Here is an 18,810-nt window from a genome sequence, read left to right as displayed (position 1 = left end):
TCATGCAAGCGACGGTCACGGTGGGTCGTCGCGGCCGAGTTCCCAGCAGGCCACCGCGGTCGCGGCGGCGACGTTCAGCGAATCCACGCCCCGACGCATCGGGATCACCACGCGTACGTCGCTGGCGGCCATCGCCGCCGCCGTCAGCCCGGCGCCCTCCGCGCCCAGCAGTAACGCCGCGCGGGCCCGCTGGTCGCCGGTCAGCCGCTGGATCGGCACCGCGTCCGGCGCCGGCGTCAGGGCCAGCACCGTGAAGCCGGCCGCGCGGACCCGGTCCAGCCCGCCCGGCCAGGGCTCCAGCTTCGCGTACGGCACCGCGAACACCTCGCCCATGCTGACCCGTACGCTGCGTCGGTAGAGCGGGTCGGCGCAGGTCGGCGACAGCAGCACGGCGTCCACCCCGAGCGCCGCCACGGCCCGGAAGATCGCGCCCAGGTTGGTGTGGTTGTTGACGTCCTCCAGCACCACCACCCGGCGGGCGGCGGCCAGCACCTCGTCCGTCGACGGCAGCGGCTTGCGGTGGAACGAGGCCAGCACGCCCCGGTGCACGTGGAAGCCGGTGGCCCGCTGGAGCACCGCCGGCGTGGCCGCGTACACCGGCGCGTCCCCGGTGTCGAGGTCGGCGAGCTGGTCCGCCCGCTTCGCGTCGACCAGGTACGACCGGGCCGGGTAACCGGCCCGCAGCGCCCGCCGCAGCACCAGCTCCCCCTCGGCGATGAACAACCCGTGCGGGGGCTCCCAGCGGGTCCGCAGCTCCACGTCGGTCAACGCGCGGTAGTCGGCGATCCGGTCGTCGTCGGGGTCGGTGATCTCGTGGACAGGCACCCGACGATTCTGCCCGGCGCCCCGACCCGTCCCCCGGCGCGGTCCGGGTTTCCGCCGCCCGAGGCGGGGAACGGAGCCGGGGAAGCGGACACCGACGGAGGGACCACCACGATGGGCGCGGACCACCCCGACGACGGCCGGCTGCCCCGCGGCGCGACAGTGGCCGATCACATCGTGGCCCGGCTCGCCGAGTGGGGCGTGCACCGCTACTACGGCTATCCCGGGGACGGCATCAACGGCCTGACGTCGGCGCTGCAACGCGCCGAGGGTCGCGCCCGGTTCATCCAGGTACGCCACGAGGAGACCGCCGGCTTCGCCGCCGGCGCGCACGTCAAGTACGGCGGCGGCCCGCTCGGCTGCGTGGTGGTGACGAGCGGTCCGGGGGCGATCCACGCGCTCAACGGCCTCTACGACGCCAAGCTCGACCACCAGCCGGTGGTGGCGCTGCTCGGGCACACCGCGCTGCCCGCCGAGGGCGGCGGCTACTACCAGGAGGTGGACCTGCTCTCGCTCTACAAGGACGTGGCGGGCGGCTTCCTGGCCCAGCTCGACGACCCGTCCCAGACCCGGCACCTGGTGGACCGGGCCTGCCGCACGGCGCTCGCGCGGCGTACCGTGACCGCCCTGGTCCTCCCCTCCGACGTGCAGGACGAACCGGCGGTGCCGCAGCCACCGCACGCACACGGCTACTACCACACCAGCGCGGTGCCGAGCAGCCCGCCGACCGTGCCGCCGGAGGCCGACGTCCGCCGCGCGGCCGAGGTGCTGCGCGGCGGCGAGCGGGTGGCCATGCTGGTCGGGCAGGGCGCGCTCGGCGCGGAGAACGAGGTACGCCGGATCGCCGACCGGCTCGGCGCCGGGGTGGCCACCGCGCTGCTCGGCTTCGCCGCCGCGGACCACCGGCAGCCCTGGGTGACCGGCGCGATCGGCCTGCTCGGCACGCGCCCGAGCTGGCAGCTCATGCAGGAGTGCGACCGGCTGCTGATCGTCGGCAGCCAGATGCCGTACTCGGAGTTCTACCCGCCGGAGGGGCGGGCCCGGGCGGTGCAGATCGACCTGGACGGCAGCCGGATGGGGCTGCGTTACCCGACCGAGGTGAACCTGACCGGCGACGCCGGGCCGACGCTGCGGGCCCTCCTGGACGAGCTGGGCCCCGGCCCGGCGCCGACCGCCTGGCGGGCCACCATCGCCGACGCCACCGGCAAGTGGCGGGCCGCCCAGCGGGAGCTGGCCGGGCAGCCGGCCGACCCGGTCAACCCGCAGTCACTGTTCGCCACGCTCGACGACGCGCTGCCCGACGACGCCATGCTCGCCGTGGACTGCGGCACGGCCACCGCCTGGTACGCCCGGCACCTGCGGGTCCGCCCCGGCATGCTGGCCAGCCTCTCCGGCACGCTGCTGTCCATGGGCGGCGGCCTGCCGTACGCGCTGGCGGCGAAGTTCGCCCACCCGGACCGTCCGGTCATCGCGCTGCTCGGTGACGGGGCGATGCAGATGAACGGCGTCAACGAGCTGATCACGGTGGCGAAGTACTGGCGGGAGTGGGCGGACCCCCGGTTCGTGGTGCTGGTGCTCAACAACCGGGACCTGTCGTTCGTGAGCTGGGAGCAGCGCTCCGGCGAGGGCACGCCGCGGTTCCCGGACAGCCAGGACCTGCCGGACGTGGCGTACCACAGGTGGGCGGAGGTGCTGGGGCTCGGCGGCGAGCTGGTCGACGCGCCCGAGCAGGTGCCCGACCTGTGGCCACGGGTGCTCGGCGCGGACCGGCCGGTGGTGGTCAACGCGGTGGTCGACCCGGCGGAGCTGATGCTGCCGCCGCACTTCACCGCCGAGCAGGCCCGCAAGACGGCCGCCGCGCTGCTGCGCGGCGACAGCGACCGGGCGGGCATCCTCCGCCGTGGCCTGCCCGCCACCGTGGCCACCTACCGGCCCCGCCGACGCGGTCGCTGACCGCTCCCGCCGCCGCCCGCTCGGGGTGCTCGCCGCCCGCCGGCGACGCCCGCTCGGGATGCTCGCCGCCGGCCGGTCACGCCCGTTCGTGGCGCAGCAGCACCGACCGGCCGTCGAAGCCGCGCGTGGCGACCAGCCGCAGGTCCTGCCGGTCGACGCCGGGCAGCAACCGCTTCCCACCACCGAGCAGCACCGGGTGCCACCCACCCGAACCCGACACCTCCGTGCGCGCTGTTTCACGGAAAGCGTGGCCATCGGGGCGCGGATGACCCCGCTTTCCGTGAAACAGCGCGTGGGGGTGGGGTGGGGTGGGGTGGGGTGGGGTGGGGTGGGGTGGGGTGGGGTGGTTAGTTGCGGTTCTGGAGCCAGCGGAGGATGTCCGCGGGGAGGTTGTCCCGGGTGTCGGGGCGGGGCTGGGTGGGCTGCGGGCGCGGCTGGGGGCGCTGCGGGTCACCGGCCAGCTCGCGGCTCGGCGCGGTGAAGTCCTTCACCGGCTTGCCGGCGACCGCCGCCTTGATGGTCCGGGCCACCGCGTCGATCACCCTGGCCTGCACCGCGGAGCCGACCAGGTCGGTCGCGTCGTCCGGGTTGGCCGCGATGCCGGCCACGGCCACCTGCGGGGTGAACCCGACGAACGTCTCGGTGGCGTTCCGCTCCGAGCTGCCCGTCTTGCCGGCCACCGGCCGGTCGACGATCCCGTCGACGCCGGTGGCGGTGCCGCCGTTGCACTGCCCGTACGCCGACTGCTGGCCCACCGGGCAGCGGGCCGCGTCGGTGGCCGCCCGCGCCACGTCGGGTTCGAGCACCCGCTTGCAGGTCGGCTGCCCCACGTCGACCGCGTCGCCGTCGGGCGCGGTGACCGAGACCACCGGCAACGGCGTGCAGTACGTGCCCTCGGCGGCCACCGTCGCGTACGCGTTGGCCAGGTCGAGCGGGGTGGTGGCGGCCACGCCGAGCGTGAACGCGCCCCAGTTGGCGGCGTTGTTCCGGGCGAACGCGGCGTCGGAGTCGGCCCGGAACGTGATGCCCAGGCGCTGCGCCATCTCCACCACCTTGTCCTCGCCGACCTGCTCGGCCAGCCAGACGAAGTACGTGTTGACGGAGCGGCCGAAGCCGTCCCACATCATCCGGTAGCCGTCCATCCACTCCGGGTTGGCGTTGCTCGGGCACCACCTGCCGTCGCAGTTGCCCTCGGCGTCGGAGGCGTACCGGGTGGGCAGCTTGGCCGGCGCGTCGAAGCCGGTGGCGAGCGGCTTGCCGGCCTCCAGCGCGGCCAGCATGGTGAACAACTTGAACGTCGACCCGGCCTGGTAGCCGTCCACGCTCGCGCCGCCGGAGATCAGCGGGTTGACCGTGTTCGGGTGGTTGGCCTGCCCGTCCGGGTTGTCGGCGAGGCTGTAGTGCCGGTTGACCGCCATGGCGAGCACCCGACCGGTGCCGGGCTCGACCGCCGCGATCGGCAGCGCGCGCTTGTCGTCGTACCCGTAGACCTTGGTGGCCTGCGCCTGCGCGGTCTGCTGGACCTTCGGGTCGAGCGTGGTGACGACCCGGTAGCCGCCGCGGCGCAGCGCCTGCTCGCGCTCGTCGGCGGTGTCGCCGAACGCCGGCTGGGTGAGCCACCACTGGCGCAGGTAGTCGCAGAAGAAGCCCCAGTCGTCGTGGCCCTGCGCGGTCGCGGTGCAGCCGTTGGGCTGGGCGGTCGGGCGCAGCGTCAGCGGCTCGGCCTTGGCCGCCGCCGCCTGCGCGGCGGTGACCGCGCCGGTCTCGGCCATCGAGTCGAGCACGTACGCCCGGCGGGCCAGCGCCGCGTCCTTGTCGCCGTCGATCGGGCTGTACTCGTCGGGCGACTGGACCAGGCCGGCGAGCAGCGCCGCCTCGCCGAGCGTCAGATCCGCCGGCGCCGTGCCGAAGTAGCGCTGGCTCGCGGCGGCGACGCCGTACGCGCCGGAGCCGAAGTACGCGATGTTGAGGTACCGGTTGAGGATCTCGTCCTTGGACAGCGACTGCTCCAGCGCGTTCGCGTACCGGATCTCCTGGAGCTTGCGCCCGACGGTCTGCTCGGTGGCGGCCTGCCGTTCCTCGGCGGTGCGGGTGGGGTCGGTCTTGAGCACGTTGCGGACGTACTGCATGGTCAGCGTGGAGCCACCCTGCTCGGTGCCGCCGCCCTTCACATTGGCGACCAGCGCGCGGGCGATGCCGCGCAGGTCGGCGCCGCCGTGCGAGTAGAACCGCCGGTCCTCGGCCGAGATGATCGCCTGGCGCATCACCGGCGCGATCTCGGCCAGCGGCACGTCGGTGCGGTTCACGTCGTAGAACGTGGTGATCAGCGTCTTGCCGTCGTTGGCGTAGAGGTAGGAGCGCTGCGGCTGCGCGGGGGTGCGCAGCGCGTCGGGCAGCTCCGCGTACGCGCCCAGGCTCGCCTTGGCGACGAACCCGCCGAGCAGGCCGGTCGGAAGCGCGGCGAGCGCCAGGACGAGCCCGGCGAGCAGGCCCGCGAGCAGCACGGTGAACAGCCGCGACAGTGGCGACCGGGGAGACGGCATGGAGCCAAGGATTGCCACGAAAGTCGCGATCCGACCACTTCGCCAGGCAACTGTCAGTTACCTCACGGCGACTGTCCAGCCCCGCCGGCACCCACGAATCGGTCAACCGGCGGCAAGCGGGCCGTCCGGTGACGGGGGCGGGGCGGCGACGCTGGCGACGGCGGCGTCGCGGGCGATGGTCTCCGGGACCAGCCGGCCGCTGCGGTAGCCGATGCCGATGCCGGCGACCAGCACGAAGATCGCGCCGAACGTCTGCAACGAGCCGATCAGCGCGCCGCCCAGGCCGAGCAGCGGCGCGGCGATCATCAGCATGGTGCCGTCGCCGTAGGAGAACATCCCGGAGCGGGCCACCGACCAACCGGTGAGCAACCAGCCCGCGCTGTAGCAGGTGGCCCCGAACAGCACGATGCCACGCGCGGTCAGGCCGAACACCGGCGTCTGCTCGGCCAGTCCGGCGAACGGCAGCATCAGCACCATGCCGCCGATGCTGGCCAGCAGCCCGGCCAGCGCGACGCGGCGGCAGCGGGTGGCCGCGAGCAGGCCGGTGAGCGCGAGCAGGGCGAGCAACCCCAGCCAGACCGACAGCACCCAGCCCACCAGATAGAGCGGCTGGCCGTCGGCCGGGTAGGGGTCGTTGCCCACCCCGCCGTCGCTGGCCATCGCCACCACGCCGTAGAGGACCGCGTACGCCGGGAGCAGCCAGACCGCCGCGCGGGCGAACCGCCGGACGGACCAGGCCCAGCTCGCGTCCGTGGCCGGGGCCCCCGGCCCCGGTTCGGAGACGAACGGCAGGACCCGGAACCCCCCACCGGTGCGCCGGGAGCCGAGCGGTCCGCCGGGGTCGTGCGCGCCGGGCACCGGGGTACGGGAGAAGAGCCGGTTCGCCGGTTCCGTCATGCGCCACCTCGCTCGCGCCACGGGTGGCCCGGTACGCGCAACGACGCCCCGGCCCTGTCACCACCCGTCCCTGAGACCGATGGTGGCAGGCGCCGGGGCGCCGGATGAGCGATTCTCGGATTTGCCGGGTCAGCCCCGTTCGCGCTTGTCCACCGGGTCGTTGAGCAGGGATTCCGGGGCCACCGGCTCCGGGGCCGGCAGGCCCTTCGCCGTGTTGCCGCCGGTGGCCTGCGCCTCCGCCACGCGTACCTCGTCGTGGATCTCCTGGGCGGCGACGGCCGCGGCCTGGGCCGCCTCGGCGGCCTCGCGCTCGACCTCGCCGGCGGTCCGGGCGGCCTCCGGCGACGGCTCGTCGCCGACCATGTTCGCCAGCCCGCCCAACGCGCCGCCCATGCCCTCCAGGGCCCGGGTCAGCTCGGTCGGCACGATCCAGACCTTGTTGGCGGTGCCGTTGGCAATCTGCGGCAGCGCCTGGAGGTACTGGTAGGCGAGCACCTTCTGGCTCGGGTTGGCGGTGTGGATCGCGTCGAAGACGGTGCGGATCGCCTTGGCCTGACCCTCCGCCTGGAGGATCCGGGCCTGCCGGTCACCGTCGGCGCGCAGCACCGCGGCCTGCTTCTCACCCTCGGCGGTGAGGATCTGGGACTGCTTGTGCCCCTCGGCGTTGAGGATGGCGGCGCGGCGGTCCCGCTCGGCGCGCATCTGCTTCTCCATCGAGTCGCGGATGCTCGGCGGCGGCTCGATCGCCTTGATCTCGACCCGGGTCACCTTGATGCCCCAGCGGCCGGTGGTCTCGTCCAGCACGCCGGACAGGTGCCGGTTGATCTCCTCGCGGCTGGTCAGCGCACGCTCCAGGTCCAGCGAGCCGATCACGTTCCGCAGCGTGGTGACGGTGAGCTGCTCGATCGCCTGGAGGAAGTTGGAGATCTCGTAGGTGGCCCGGACCGAGTCGACCACCTTGAAGTAGAGGACGGTGTCGATCGAGACGACCAGGTTGTCCGAGGTGATCACCGGCTGCGGCGGGAAGCTGACCACCTGCTCACGCATGTCGACCTTGGTGCGCACCGCGTCGACGAACGGCACCAGCAGGTTCAGGCCCGGGCTCAGGGTGCGCTTGTACCGACCGAGCCGCTCCACCACGTCCTGGCGCTGCTGCGGCACGATCCGCACCGCCTTCGCCAGGGTCACCACCACGATCACCGCCACGGCGATCAACAGGACCGCTGCAAACTCCATATCTTCACCCTCTCGCTTCGGGCAGCTCGCCCGGGGCGGAAATGTCGTCCTGCCAGACCAGGGCGGTCGCACCCCGGACCTTTATCACCTGCACCCGTTCACCGACCGCGTACGCCCGCGTCGCGTCGAACGAACGGGCCGTCCACAACTCGCCATCGATCTTGACCATGCCGCGGTCGGCGTCCACCGGCTCCAGCACCACCGCGCTGGACCCCTCGATGGCCTCGACGCCGAACGGCTGCTCACCGCTCTCCAGCGCCGACCGGGCGTTGCGGCGGAGCGCCGGCCGGGCCAGCGCCAGGGACAGCGCCGAGACCACCGCGAAGATCACCGCCTGGAGCGCCACCGGCGCGCCGAGCGCCGCGGCGCCGGCCGCGGCGAACGCCCCGACCCCGAACATGATCAGGAAGAGCGTCGTCGTGAAGATCTCGGCGACCGCCAATACCACACCCAGAACGATCCAGAACACGGCGTCCACGTGGCCAATCGTGACACGTCGGAGCACGTGTCATCGAACTGTCATGATCGCTAGGCTGGCCGGGCCGGACGGCGACGAGGAGGACGAGATGGCTCTGCTGCCGGAGACCGCACGCCAGGTGGACCTGCGGGTCGCCCACGCCCAGGCGGACGGACGCGGGCCGTCGGTCGCCCTCGGCGTGGTCCGCGACGGCGAGCTGGCACACGTGTCGGTCGCCGGCGAACAGCCCCGCCCCCACGTCGACACGCAGTACCGAATCGGCTCGATCACCAAGACCATGACCGCCGTGCTGGTGATGCAGCAGCGCGACGCCGGGCGGCTGGCCCTCGACGACCCGCTCGACAAGCACCTGCCCGGCACCCCGGTCGGCGCGCTCACCGTGCGCCAGCTACTCGGGCACGCCAGCGGGCTGCAACGCGAGCCGGACGGCGGATGGTGGGAACGCGCCGACGGCACCGACCTCGACACACTGCTCGCCGGGCTGACCCCGGCCAAGATCGCTTATCCGCCGCACCGGGTCTACCACTACTCCAACCTGGCGTACGGGCTGCTCGGCGGCGCGCTGGCACGGATCACCGGCACCCCGTGGAGCGCGTTGCTGACCGAGCGGCTGCTGACGCCGCTCGGCATGCGCCGCACCACCGTGCTGCCGACCGAGCCGTACGCCCGCGGCTTCGTCGTGCACCCGTGGCACCAGACGCTGCGGGAGGAGCCGCTGACCGACACCGGGGCGATGGCGCCGGCCGGGCAGCTCTGGTCGACGGTCGAGGACCTGGCCCGCTGGGCGGCGTTCCTCGCCGACCCGGACCCGGCGCTGCTCGACCCGGCCACGCTGACCGAGATGTGCGTCCCGGTGGCGATCAGCGACCTGGACTCGTGGACCGGCGGCCACGGCCTCGGCGTGGAGCTCTACCGGGTCGGCGACCGGGTGTACGTGGGCCACGGCGGGTCGATGCCCGGCTTCGTCGCCGGTCTGGTGGTGCACCGCCCCACCCGGACCGCGGTGGTGGACTTCGCCAACTCCTACGGGCTGCGCGGCGGGCACCACATTTCCGGGCTGGCCCGCGACGTGCTCACCCAGGTGCTGGACGCCGAGCCGCCCGCGCCCGCCCCGTGGCGCCCGGCCGGTCCCCCCGCCGCCGACGCGGCCGAGCTGACCGGCCGCTGGTGGTGGATGGGCATCGAGTACGAGTTCCGCGCCGATCCGGCCGGTGACCTGGTGGGTGGGCCGATCGGCGGCGCGCCGCTCCGCTTCACCCCGCAGGCGCCGGACCGCTGGCGGGGCCGGTCCGGCCCGCAGGACGGGGAGGTCCTCACCGTCGTCCGCGACTCCGCCGGCACGGCGGTCGCACTCGACATCGCCACCTTCGTCCTCACCCGGTCCCCCGACCAGGCGCCCTGACCCCCGGGCGCCTGCCAACTTGAGTACATGGACGACTCACCCCCGACCCGTCCACGCCCTCACGTTCGTAGCGCCCCGCCAGACCCACCCAACGACCGCGGAACCGAGCCGCGGACACGGCACCCGACGGGCCGGGGGCGACCGTGACCGGCGCAGGGATCAAGCCTGACCGCCCGGAGCCGGGCACGGTCGCCCCCGGCCCCGACCGCAACCACTACTCAGGCGAGGTGACGAAATCGATCAACCGCTCCATCGCGTTGATCAACGGCGTCTCCACGTCCGCGAAACTGTCCACCCGGGACAGGATGTGCCGCCACATGTCGCCCGGCTCGGCCACCCCGAGCGCGGCGCAGACGCCCTCCTTCCAGGGCTGCCCGGGCGGCACCACCGGCCACGCCGCGATGCCCAGCGCCGCCGGCCGCACCGCCTGCCACACGTCCACGTAGGGGTGACCGGTGACCAGCACGTGGGGTGAGGTCACCCGGGCCACGATCCGGCTCTCCTTCGAACCGGGGACGAGGTGGTCGACGAGCACCCCGAGCCGGCGGCCCGGCCCCGGCGCGAACGCGCGCACCTCGTCGGCGAGCGCGTCGATGCCGTCGAGCGGCTCCACCACCACGCCCTCGATCCGCAGGTCGTCGCCCCAGATCCGCTCGACGAGCGCGGCGTCGTGCACACCCTCCACCCAGATCCGGCTGGCCTTGGCGACCTGCGCCCGTACCCCGTCCACGGCGACCGAGCCGGAGGCGGTCCGACGCCGGGCGGCCGGGACCGGGGCGCGGGCCGGGCGGCGCAGTGTGACCGGCCGGCCGTCGAGCAGGAACGCGGCGGGCAGCAGCGGGAAGTTGCGCCGCCGACCGTGCCGGTCCTCCAGCACCACGGCGCCCGAGTCGAAACCGACCACCGCGCCGCAGAACCCGGAGTCGGCGTCCTCGACCACCAGGTCGGGCTCGGCGTCGACCTCGGGGGTCACCTTCCGCCTCCGCCAGTCGCCCGCCAGCACGTCCCCGTCGTATCGCCCCGCCATGACGATCACGCTAGTCACCGAGCCGGCGGGTCGCCCGCCGACGCGCCGGTCGCGCACCGCCCGAGGGCGTACGAAATGGTGTGAACGGGGTAGTTGGGGGCAGGCCACGCCACCCGTGCGGCAGCCGAGACAGCGGCGGCGGCCACCACGTACCCTTTCCGCATGTCCTCCCCCGCAACGGGCGCGGCCACGCTGGCTGCGCGCCGGTCAAGCCGGTTCGTCGCCTGGGTACGCGCCTGGCGCGCCGGGCTGGTGCCGTTCGACGAGGTCGCCGACGCCATCGCCGGCGACGAGGAGCACCTCGTCGCGGACGCGCCCGGCACCTGGACCGACGTGCCGCTGCGGGAGGCGCTGCCCAGCCTGGCCAAGCACTCCCCGGACGAGATCCGCCTGGTCCTGCCCGCACCGGGCGACCCGCGCGGGCTGCCCGGGCCCGGCGCGTTCGCCGGGGCGGCGCTGCTGGCCGGCGAGGCGGTGGTGGCCAGCGGGCTCGGGCTGGTGCCCGAGGTCCGCACGCACACCTCCGGCTCCGGGATGACCTGGGAGACGGTGCTGTGGCGGGTCCACGCGCTGCCGCCGGACGCGCCGAAGGCGTCCCTGACCGCGCCGGGCGCGGCGGAGGCCGAAGCCGAACTGGCCACCGCGCTGGCCGAGACGACCGCGGCACTGACCCGGCTGGACGTCGCCCAGTGGCGGCCCGAGCTGGCCGGCGCGCTCGCCGCACTGCGTCGCCCGGACGGCGCCACCGACCTGCCACCCGGCTTCGACCCCCGGTCCCGCCGGCTGTTCGCCCGCGCCGCCGTGCTGGACCGGGTGCTCGCCCTGGCCGGCGAGAGCGCCCCGGGCGGGGCGGTGAACACCCACGAGGCGCAGCAGCGGGACGCGGCGCTCCGACCGCTGACCACCGCCTGCCGGCAGGCGCTGGTGGCCGCCTGCAACGCTCCGCTGCGGCTCTAGGCCGGCCGGCTCAGAGCTCGTCGATCAGGTCGGCCACCGAGTCGACGATCCGGGACGGCCGGTACGGGTACCGCTCGGCCTCGGCCCGGGTGCTGATGCCGGTGAGCACCAGGATGGTCTCCAGCCCGGCCTCCAGCCCGCACAGGATGTCGGTGTCCATCCGGTCGCCGATCATCGCGGTGGACTCCGAGTGGGCGTCGATGGTGTTCAACGCGGAGCGCATCATCATCGGGTTGGGCTTACCGACGAAGTAGGGCTCCACGCCGGTCGCCTTGGAGATCATCGCGGCCACCGAACCGGCCGCCGGCAGGGCCCCCTCGACCGACGGGCCGGTGGCGTCCGGGTTGGTGCAGATGAACCGCGCGCCGTCGTCGATCAGCCGGATCGCCTTGGTGATCGCCTCGAAGCTGTAGGTGCGGGTCTCCCCCAGCACCACGTAGTCCGGGGCGAAGTCGCTGAGCACGTACCCCACCGCGTGCAACGCCGTGGTCAGGCCGGCCTCGCCGATCACGTACGCGGTCCCGCCCGGCCGCTGGTCGGCCAGGAACTGCGCGGTGGCCAGCGCGGACGACCAGATCGCCTCCTCCGGCACGTCCAGCCCCATCCGGGCCAGCCGGGCCTGGAGGTCGCGCGGGGTGTAGATGGAGTTGTTCGTCAGCACCAGGAACGGCTTGCCCGAGGCGCGCAGCTTCTGGACGAACTCCGGGGCGCCGGGCACCGGCTGCCCCTCGTGCACCAGCACGCCGTCCATGTCGGTGAGCCAGCTCTGCACCGGCTTGCGGTCATGCATCGTGTCGTCCCCAGGGGTGTGTCGGTGGTCGGTCGGGCTCAGGGCCGGCGGGCCGCGGGCACGCAGCACAGCGCCGGGCAGGTGTCCCAGGCCGGCAACTCGCCGAGCCGGCGGCGCAGCCGCTCCCCGTCCGGGGCGGTGCGCTCCAGGACCAACTCCCGGACCATCGCCACGAAGCGCGGGTCGGTGCCCGGGGTGCCGGCGCGGACGAAGTCCAGGCCGAGCTGCTTGGCCGTCTCCAGCGCCTCGGTGTCCAGGTCCCAGACCACCTCCAGGTGGTCGGAGACGAACCCGATCGGGCTCACCACCACAGCGGTCACACCCTGCTCGGCCAGGCTGGTCAGGTGGTCGTTGACGTCCGGCTCCAGCCACGGCACCTGCGGCGGGCCGGACCGGCTCTGCCAGACCAGGTCGTACGGCAGATCGGGCGCGGCGGCGGCGTGCACCAGCCGGGCGGTCTCGGCCATCTGGGCGGTGTACCGGCCGCCGTGCGGGCCGGCGGTGGCGGCCGCCGAGGCCGGGATCGAGTGCGCGGTGAACACCAGCCGGGTGCTGTCCCGCCGGGCCGGGTCGAGCTGGGCCAGCGCGGCGCGGACCGCGTCGACGTGCGGCTCGACGAAACCCGGATGGTCCCAGAACTGGCGCAGCTTCTCGATCAGCGGCGCGTCCGAACCGACCGCGGCCCGCGCCGACGCGATGTCCTCCTGGTACTGCCGACAGGAGGAGTAGCCGCCGTACGCGCTGGTGACGAACGCCAGCGCCCGGGTGACCCCGTCGTCGCGCATCTGCGCCACCGTGTCGGCGAGCATCGGGTCCCAGTTGCGGTTGCCCCAGTAGACCGGCAGGTCGACGCCGTTGGCGGCGAAGTCCGCCCGGATCGCCGCCAGCAGGTCGCGGCACTGCTGGTTGATCGGGGACACGCCACCGAAGTGCAGGTAGTGCTCAGCGACCTCGGCCAGCCGCTCCGGCGGCACCCCCCGGCCGCGGGTCACGTTCTGGAGGAAGGGAAGCACATCCTCGGGCCGCTCCGGGCCACCGAAGGAGACCAGCACCAACGCGTCGTACGCCATGGCCCCATTCTTCCCCGCCCACCGTGACGCTCGTGCGACGCCCCCTGCTCAGCGCGGTAACGGGTGTCAGGCGCCGAGGGCGTGGTAGCCGCCGTCGACGTGCACGATCTCGCCGGTGGTGGCCGGGAACCAGTCGGACAGCAGCGCCAGGCAGGCCCGGGCGGCCGGCTCGGAGTCGGACAGGTCCCAGCCCAGCGGCGCGCGCTCGGACCAGGCGTCCTCGAACTGGCTGAACCCGGGGATCGACTTGGCGGCCATGGTGCGCAGCGGGCCGGCGGCCACCAGGTTGCTGCGGATGCCCTGCTTGCCCAGGTGCAACGCCAGGTAGCGGGAGGCGGACTCCAGCCCGGCCTTGGCCACGCCCATCCAGTCGTAGACCGGCCAGGCCTTGGTGGCGTCGAAGGTGAGGCCGACCACGGCGCCGCCGGCGGACATCAGCGGCAACGCCGCCATGGCGAGGGACTTGTAGGAGAACGTGGAGACCTGCAACGCGGTCGCCACGTCGGCCCACGGCGCGTCGAGGAACCCGCCGCCGAGGCAGCTCTGCGGCGCGAACCCGATCGAGTGCACCACCCCGTCCAGGCCGTCGACGTGCTCGCGCACCTTGTCGGCCAGCCCGGCCAGGTGCTCGTCGTTGCTGACGTCCAGCTCGATCACCGGCGCCGGCTCGGGCAGCCGCTTGGCGATCCGCTCCACCAGGGAGAGGCGGCCGAAGCCGGTGAGCACGACCTGGGCGCCGTTCTCCTGGGCGAGCTTCGCCACCGAGAACGCGATCGAGGCGTCGGTGATGACGCCGGTGACCAGCAGCCGCTTACCGGCCAGGAGTCCGGACATGCGCATTTCCTCCGTGCTCTCGTCAGTCAGTGACCCATGCCCAGGCCGCCGTCGACCGGGATGACGGCGCCGGAGACGTACCCGGCCGCGTCCGAGGCCAGCCAGGTGACCACGTCGGCCACCTCCGCCGGCTGGGCGAACCGGCCGGCCGGGATGGCCTTGCGGTATTCGGTGCGGCGCTCCTCGGGCAGCGCCGCGGTCATGTCGGTGTCGATGAAGCCGGGCGCCACCACGTTCGCGGTGATGTTGCGCCCGCCCAGCTCACGGGTGATCGAGCGGGCCACCCCGACCAGGCCGGCCTTGCTCGCGGCGTAGTTGACCTGGCCGGCGCCGCCGTAGAGGCCGACCACCGAGGAGATGAAGATCATCCGGCCCCACTTGGCCCGGAGCATCTTCGTCGAGGCCCGCTTGGCGACCCGGAAGGAGCCGGCCAGGTTGGTGTCGAGCACGCGGGTGAACTGCTCGTCGGACATCCGCATGATCAGCGTGTCGTCGGTGATGCCGGCGTTGGCCACGAGCACCTCCACCGGGCCCAGCTCGGCCTCCACCGTGGCGAACGCAGCGTCCACCGACTCGGCGTCGGTCACGTCGCACCGCACCCCGAACAGCCCCTCCGGCGCGTCCCCGCTCCGGTGGGTCACCGCCACCCGGTCACCCTGCTTGGCGAAGGCCTGCGCGATGGCCAGACCGATGCCGCGGTTTCCGCCGGTCACCAGCACGGTACGGGCCACGGGTCCCCCTGAAGCTCGGTCTGATCTCTCGGTCGGTGGCGAGCCTAGGGGTTACCGACAGGTAAGCGCTAACCCGCCCAGCTCAGCGGCCGGGCCGTGTCCTCCCGCCCGGCCCGGCGCGCGACACCGCCACCCCCGGTGTACGCTGATCACTGTCTGCGGGCCGGTCTGCGCCCGCGCTCCGGGCTCCGCCGACCGCAGGAGGTGATCGCTGTGCGAGATAGCGATCCTCCCAGTCGTGGCCGGGCCCACCGTCAGCCCCGCTGAGCCACGGCTCGGTCGACGCGGCTGACCCGCTTCCCGCCCTCCGCACCGCACCCGCTCTCCGGCGTTCCACCGCCGGGGGTGGCCCTGCCGCGCGGCGGAGCACCCGGTCACGACTTCGTGTGTGTCCCCTCCCGGTCCCCCGCACGGCCCGCCTCACCGGGCCGAAGTCGCCACGGAGCACAACCATGAGCCGTTACGCCGCACCGCTGGGCTTCACCCTCGCCGCCGTCTGGGTGGCCGTCCTGTTCGTACTGGCCGGCGGCGGTCACTGACCACCGCCGGCCCGCCCCGACTCAGATCAGCCGGGACGTCCACAGCAGGCTCAGCGCGCCGGCGCAGAGCGCCAGCAGCAACGCGACCCCCGCGTACCACTGGGTGACCTCGCGCGGCTCGGTGCGGTAGCCGATCGAGCTGCCCATGTCCTGGTAGACCTGCTTCAGCTCGCTCACCGAGGCGGCCTCGTAGAAGAAGCCCTGGGTGGTCTCCGCGAGTTGGGACAACGCGCTACGGTCCACCGGCACCCGCTGGAGCTGACCGCCGATGTCCACCTGGCCGGAGTCGGTGCCGAACGCGATGGTGGAGACCGGCACGTTGGCCGCCTGCGCCGCCGCGGCCGCCTCCTCCACCGAGCGGCCCGACGTGCGGTAGCCGTCGGAGAGCAACACGATCCGGGCCGGCGGGATGCCGGCGGCGCCGTCGGCCGGCACCGACCGGATCGCCTCCAGGCAGGTGAACACCGCCTCCCCGGTGGCGGTCGCCTCGGCCAGCACCAGCCCGTCGATGGCGGTGGTCACCGCGCCCCGGTCCTTGGTGGGCGGCACCAGCACGTTCGCCGACTTGGCGAACGACACCAGCCCCAGGTTGTAGCTCTCCGGCAGCTCGCCGACGAACTGCTTGGCCGCCTCCTGCGCGGCCTCCAGCCGGTTCGGCGCCACGTCGTCGGCCTGCATGGACAGCGACACGTCGATGGCGAGCATCACGGTCGCCCGTTCCAGCGGCTCCCGGGTGTCGATCGCCGGCCGGGCCAGCCCGGTGGCCAGCACCAGCAGGCAGAGCAGGAACGCGGTCGCCGCCGCGTGCCGCCGCCAGCCGAGCCCCTTGGGGGCGACGGTACGCAGCAGGTCGACGGTGGTGAAGCGCAGCGCGTACTGCCGGCGGTGCAACTGCCGCCAGACGTACGCGCCGGCGAGCGCCAGCACCGGCAGCACGGCCAGCAGCCACCACGGTTGCAGAAAACGGATCATCGGGTCGTCCCTCGGGTACGGGCGTGCCGCTGCGCGGCGACGAAACGCACCATGTCCAGCAGCCAGTCTCGGTCGGTTCGCAGGCGCAGGTGGGCCGCGCCGGCGGCGCGCATCTCGGCGGCGATCGCCCCGCGCTGGGCGGCCGCCGCCTCGGCGTACCGGCGGCGCAGTCCGGGATCGGCGGTCTGCACCTCGTGCAGCTCCCCGGTCTCCGGATCGACCACCGGCAGCACCCCCACGTCGGGCAGTTCGAGTTCCCGCGGGTCGACCACCTCCACGGCCAGCACGTCGTGGCGGACCCGCAGCTTACGCAGCGGCCGGCCCCACTGCGCCGGCGGCGACAGGAAGTCGGAGATCACCACCGCCACGCCGCGCCGTCGGGGCGGCCGGTTGAGCGCGTCCACCAGCGCGCCGAGATCGCTGCGTCCGGGGCGGATCTCGGTGCCGGCGACGGCGCGCAGCAGTCCCTGCGCCTCCTTGCGTCCACCCCGGGCGGGCAGCCGCAGCAGCGTCCCCGGCGCACCGGTGGCCGCGCCGGTGCCGACCACCGCGCCGATCCGGTTGCCGCCGCGCACGGTGAGGTGGGCCAGCGCGGCCACCGCGGCGACCGCCACGTCCCGCTTGAGCCACCGCCCGGTGCCGAAGTCGAGGCTGGCGGAGAGGTCGACCGCCAGCCACGTCTCCAGCTCGCGGTCGGCCACCGTACGCCGCACGTGCGGCATGGTGGTGCGGGCGGTCACCGGCCAGTCCATCCGGCGCACGTCGTCGCCGGGCCGGTACTCCCGGGACTCCCCCGCCTCGCTGCCCGGGCCGGGCAGCAGGCCGGCGTAGTCGCCCTGGAGCAGACCGTCCAGCTTGCGGGTGACCATGAGCTGGAGCCGGGCCAGCACGGCGCCGGAGCGCTCGCCGGCGGCCGGCAGCCGGGTGGGCGGCGTCACGGGCGCTGCCCGGGCCACCCGTTGTGCGGCACGGCCGGTGGCGGTGGAGTGGCCTGCTGACGGGGCGCCACCGCGGGCAGCGGGATGGTCGACATCACCCGGTGCACGATGTGGTCGGCCGGCACGTCGTCGGCGAGCGCGTCGTAGCTGAGCACCAGCCGGTGGCGCAGAATGTCCGGCGCGATGTCCTGCACGTCCTGCGGCAGGGCGTAGTCCCGGCCGCGCAACAGCGCCAGCGCGCGGGTGGCCCGGACCAGGCCGAGCGAGGCGCGCGGGCTGGCGCCGTACTGGATGAGCTGGGCCACGTCGGGCATTCCGTGCTCGGCCGGGGCGCGGGTGGCCAGCACCAGCCGGACCGCGTAGTCGACGAGCGCGTTGTGCACGAAGACCTGGTCGGCCTTGCGCTGGAGCGCGATCAGGTCGGGGGTGTCGAACACCCGGGCCGGCTCGGGCGGGGCCACGCCCATCCGGTAGACGATCTCCCGCTCCTCGGCGTCGGTCGGATAGCCCACCACGATCTTCATCAGGAACCGGTCCCGCTGCGCCTCCGGCAGCGGGTAGACGCCCTCCTGCTCGATCGGGTTCTGGGTGGCCATCACCAGGAACGGGTCGGGCACCCGGTGCGACTCACCGCCGATGGAGACCTGCCGCTCGCTCATCACCTCCAGCAGCGCCGACTGCACCTTGGCCGGCGCCCGGTTGATCTCGTCGGCGAGCAGGAAGTTGACGAAGACCGGGCCCAGCTCGACGTCGAACTTCTCGCTGGACTGCCGGTAGATCCGGGTGCCCATGATGTCGGCGGGCACCAGGTCGGGGGTGAACTGGACGCGGGCGAAGGACCCGCCGACGACCCGGGCGAGCGTCTCCACCGCGAGCGTCTTGGCCACCCCGGGCACCCCCTCCAGCAGGCAGTGCCCCCGGGCCAGCAGCGCGACGAACATCCGCTCGACCATCCGGTCCTGCCCGACGATCACCCGTTTGATCTCGAACAGCGCGCGTTCCAGCAGCGAGGCGTCCTGCGCCGGGGTGGTCACGGCCGGGGGTGGCGGGTCCGGCGTCGCCTCGGTCGGGTTCGGCACGTCGGGCGTGGTCGGCTGGGCCACCGGTCCTCCACAGCTGGGTAGTCGTCGCGGCGTGGTGCGTGTCAAGACTGTCATGCCTTGCTGAGAGCCGAGGGTGGGAGAGGCACGATTTTCGCCACGCCGTCGGAGTCCGATGGAAAACGCTGAACACGGGTGGACAACAAGGGGTCCGGCGCGTGTACGATTCACCCCGTCGCCGGGCGGCTCCCCCCGTGGCCGCCCGGCGCTAAAACTCCCCGGTGTGCGGCTCTAGACTCGCCCCGGTGACCACTCCCCGCCCTGATGACGCGCCGATCTGCTCGGCGCGGGGGTGTCGCGCCCCCGCGGTGTTCCAGTTGCGCTGGCGTAACCCCCGCCTGCACACGCCCGACCGGCGCAAGACCTGGCTGGCCTGCCCGGCGCACCGCGCCTCGCTGGGTGACTTTCTCGACGCGCGCGGCTTCCTGCGCGAGGTGGTGCCGCTGCCCGGATCGCCTACGCTCGAAGCGTGAGCGCGCAGACGATCGGATTCCGCGCCGCCGGTGGACGCGGCGGTTCTC

General features: G+C 73.8%; 17 protein-coding genes. 4 read left to right on the top strand and 13 right to left on the bottom strand.

Annotation, left to right across the window (positions count from 1 at the left end):
* Nucleotides 1-15: 15 nt before the first annotated feature.
* Nucleotides 16-825 (bottom strand): TrmH family RNA methyltransferase, encoded by an 810-nt coding sequence (locus ACIA6B_RS07275; protein WP_396771852.1) that lies wholly within the window; start codon nt 823-825, stop codon nt 16-18.
* A 111-nt stretch (nt 826-936) separates the two neighbouring features.
* Here ACIA6B_RS07275 and ACIA6B_RS07270 point away from each other — a divergent pair, with 111 nt between their 5' ends.
* Nucleotides 937-2,775 carry a thiamine pyrophosphate-requiring protein gene (locus tag ACIA6B_RS07270; protein WP_396771850.1) on the top strand — a complete coding sequence of 613 codons (1,839 nt, stop codon included), beginning with the start codon at nt 937-939 and terminating at the stop codon, nt 2,773-2,775.
* Nucleotides 2,776-3,122: 347 nt separating this feature from the next.
* Here the strand turns inward: ACIA6B_RS07270 and ACIA6B_RS07265 are convergent, their stop codons facing one another.
* From ACIA6B_RS07265 to ACIA6B_RS07250, 4 genes are all read right to left on the bottom strand, one after another.
* The gene (locus ACIA6B_RS07265; RefSeq protein WP_396771848.1) at nt 3,123-5,318 is read right to left on the bottom strand and encodes a transglycosylase domain-containing protein; all 2,196 of its coding nucleotides are present in this window, start codon (nt 5,316-5,318) and stop codon (nt 3,123-3,125) included.
* A 102-nt stretch (nt 5,319-5,420) separates the two neighbouring features.
* A complete protein-coding gene (locus ACIA6B_RS07260) occupies nt 5,421-6,215 on the bottom strand; it encodes a hypothetical protein (protein ID WP_396771846.1) in 795 nt (264 codons plus the stop codon).
* Nucleotides 6,216-6,344: 129 nt separating this feature from the next.
* On the bottom strand, nt 6,345-7,451 hold the full coding sequence (locus tag ACIA6B_RS07255; RefSeq protein ID WP_396771844.1) for an SPFH domain-containing protein: 1,107 nt from the start codon (nt 7,449-7,451) through the stop codon (nt 6,345-6,347).
* 4 nt (nt 7,452-7,455) lie between these two features.
* Complete coding sequence (locus ACIA6B_RS07250) at nt 7,456-7,929, bottom strand: NfeD family protein (RefSeq protein WP_396771842.1); 474 nt, start codon at nt 7,927-7,929, stop codon at nt 7,456-7,458.
* 88 nt (nt 7,930-8,017) lie between these two features.
* Here ACIA6B_RS07250 and ACIA6B_RS07245 point away from each other — a divergent pair, with 88 nt between their 5' ends.
* On the top strand, nt 8,018-9,331 hold the full coding sequence (locus ACIA6B_RS07245; RefSeq protein WP_396772088.1) for a serine hydrolase domain-containing protein: 1,314 nt from the start codon (nt 8,018-8,020) through the stop codon (nt 9,329-9,331).
* 214 nt (nt 9,332-9,545) lie between these two features.
* Here the strand turns inward: ACIA6B_RS07245 and ACIA6B_RS07240 are convergent, their stop codons facing one another.
* Nucleotides 9,546-10,358 carry a DUF3097 domain-containing protein gene (locus tag ACIA6B_RS07240; RefSeq protein WP_396771840.1) on the bottom strand — a complete coding sequence of 271 codons (813 nt, stop codon included), beginning with the start codon at nt 10,356-10,358 and terminating at the stop codon, nt 9,546-9,548.
* Between the two features lie 162 nt (nt 10,359-10,520).
* On the opposite strand from ACIA6B_RS07240, the gene ACIA6B_RS07235 reads away from it, so the two are divergent.
* Nucleotides 10,521-11,315, top strand: a complete 795-nt coding sequence (locus ACIA6B_RS07235) for a hypothetical protein (protein ID WP_396771838.1) — start codon at nt 10,521-10,523, stop codon at nt 11,313-11,315.
* A gap of 10 nt (nt 11,316-11,325) precedes the next feature.
* Here the strand turns inward: ACIA6B_RS07235 and ACIA6B_RS07230 are convergent, their stop codons facing one another.
* The 7 genes from ACIA6B_RS07230 to ACIA6B_RS07200 all read right to left on the bottom strand — a co-directional run bounded on the left by ACIA6B_RS07230 (nt 11,326) and on the right by ACIA6B_RS07200 (nt 18,292).
* A complete protein-coding gene (locus ACIA6B_RS07230) occupies nt 11,326-12,195 on the bottom strand; it encodes an HAD-IIA family hydrolase (RefSeq protein ID WP_396772087.1) in 870 nt (289 codons plus the stop codon).
* A complete protein-coding gene (locus ACIA6B_RS07225; protein ID WP_396771836.1) occupies nt 12,144-13,175 on the bottom strand; it encodes a ferrochelatase in 1,032 nt (343 codons plus the stop codon). The genes ACIA6B_RS07230 and ACIA6B_RS07225 overlap by 52 nt, the downstream gene beginning before the upstream one ends.
* Nucleotides 13,176-13,241: 66 nt before the next feature.
* Entirely contained in the window at nt 13,242-14,009 is a 768-nt protein-coding gene (fabI, locus tag ACIA6B_RS07220; RefSeq protein ID WP_107156859.1) for an enoyl-ACP reductase FabI, read from the bottom strand.
* A 26-nt stretch (nt 14,010-14,035) separates the two neighbouring features.
* A complete protein-coding gene (fabG, locus tag ACIA6B_RS07215) occupies nt 14,036-14,740 on the bottom strand; it encodes a 3-oxoacyl-ACP reductase FabG (protein WP_396771834.1) in 705 nt (234 codons plus the stop codon).
* Between the two features lie 560 nt (nt 14,741-15,300).
* Nucleotides 15,301-16,251 (bottom strand): VWA domain-containing protein, encoded by a 951-nt coding sequence (locus tag ACIA6B_RS07210; RefSeq protein WP_396771832.1) that lies wholly within the window; start codon nt 16,249-16,251, stop codon nt 15,301-15,303.
* On the bottom strand, nt 16,248-17,207 hold the full coding sequence (locus ACIA6B_RS07205; protein WP_396771830.1) for a DUF58 domain-containing protein: 960 nt from the start codon (nt 17,205-17,207) through the stop codon (nt 16,248-16,250). The genes ACIA6B_RS07210 and ACIA6B_RS07205 overlap by 4 nt, the downstream gene beginning before the upstream one ends.
* Nucleotides 17,186-18,292 (bottom strand): AAA family ATPase, encoded by a 1,107-nt coding sequence (locus tag ACIA6B_RS07200; protein ID WP_396771828.1) that lies wholly within the window; start codon nt 18,290-18,292, stop codon nt 17,186-17,188. The genes ACIA6B_RS07205 and ACIA6B_RS07200 overlap by 22 nt, the downstream gene beginning before the upstream one ends.
* A gap of 242 nt (nt 18,293-18,534) precedes the next feature.
* Here ACIA6B_RS07200 and ACIA6B_RS07195 point away from each other — a divergent pair, with 242 nt between their 5' ends.
* Nucleotides 18,535-18,762 (top strand): hypothetical protein, encoded by a 228-nt coding sequence (locus ACIA6B_RS07195; RefSeq protein WP_396771826.1) that lies wholly within the window; start codon nt 18,535-18,537, stop codon nt 18,760-18,762.
* The last annotated feature ends 48 nt before the right edge of the window (nt 18,763-18,810 follow it).

It is taken from the genome of Micromonospora sp. NPDC051141, from assembly GCF_044455765.1.
Lineage (GTDB): Bacteria > Actinomycetota > Actinomycetes > Mycobacteriales > Micromonosporaceae > Micromonospora.
Note: the sequence above shows the minus strand (reverse complement) of the source record. Positions and strands in the feature narration are given on the sequence as shown.

Excerpts from the sequence above, each read along its gene's own strand:
- ACIA6B_RS07270 (WP_396771850.1), top strand. The coding sequence starts at position 937 with ATGGGCGCGGACCACCCCGACGACGGCCGGCTGCCCCGCGGCGCGACA.
- ACIA6B_RS07265 (WP_396771848.1), bottom strand. The coding sequence starts at position 5,318 with ATGCCGTCTCCCCGGTCGCCACTGTCGCGGCTGTTCACCGTGCTGCTC.
- ACIA6B_RS07260 (WP_396771846.1), bottom strand. The coding sequence starts at position 6,215 with ATGACGGAACCGGCGAACCGGCTCTTCTCCCGTACCCCGGTGCCCGGC.
- ACIA6B_RS07255 (WP_396771844.1), bottom strand. The coding sequence starts at position 7,451 with ATGGAGTTTGCAGCGGTCCTGTTGATCGCCGTGGCGGTGATCGTGGTG.
- ACIA6B_RS07245 (WP_396772088.1), top strand. The coding sequence starts at position 8,018 with ATGGCTCTGCTGCCGGAGACCGCACGCCAGGTGGACCTGCGGGTCGCC.
- ACIA6B_RS07240 (WP_396771840.1), bottom strand. The coding sequence starts at position 10,358 with ATGGCGGGGCGATACGACGGGGACGTGCTGGCGGGCGACTGGCGGAGG.
- ACIA6B_RS07235 (WP_396771838.1), top strand. The coding sequence starts at position 10,521 with ATGTCCTCCCCCGCAACGGGCGCGGCCACGCTGGCTGCGCGCCGGTCA.
- ACIA6B_RS07225 (WP_396771836.1), bottom strand. The coding sequence starts at position 13,175 with ATGGCGTACGACGCGTTGGTGCTGGTCTCCTTCGGTGGCCCGGAGCGG.
- fabI (WP_107156859.1), bottom strand. The coding sequence starts at position 14,009 with ATGTCCGGACTCCTGGCCGGTAAGCGGCTGCTGGTCACCGGCGTCATC.
- ACIA6B_RS07210 (WP_396771832.1), bottom strand. The coding sequence starts at position 16,251 with ATGATCCGTTTTCTGCAACCGTGGTGGCTGCTGGCCGTGCTGCCGGTG.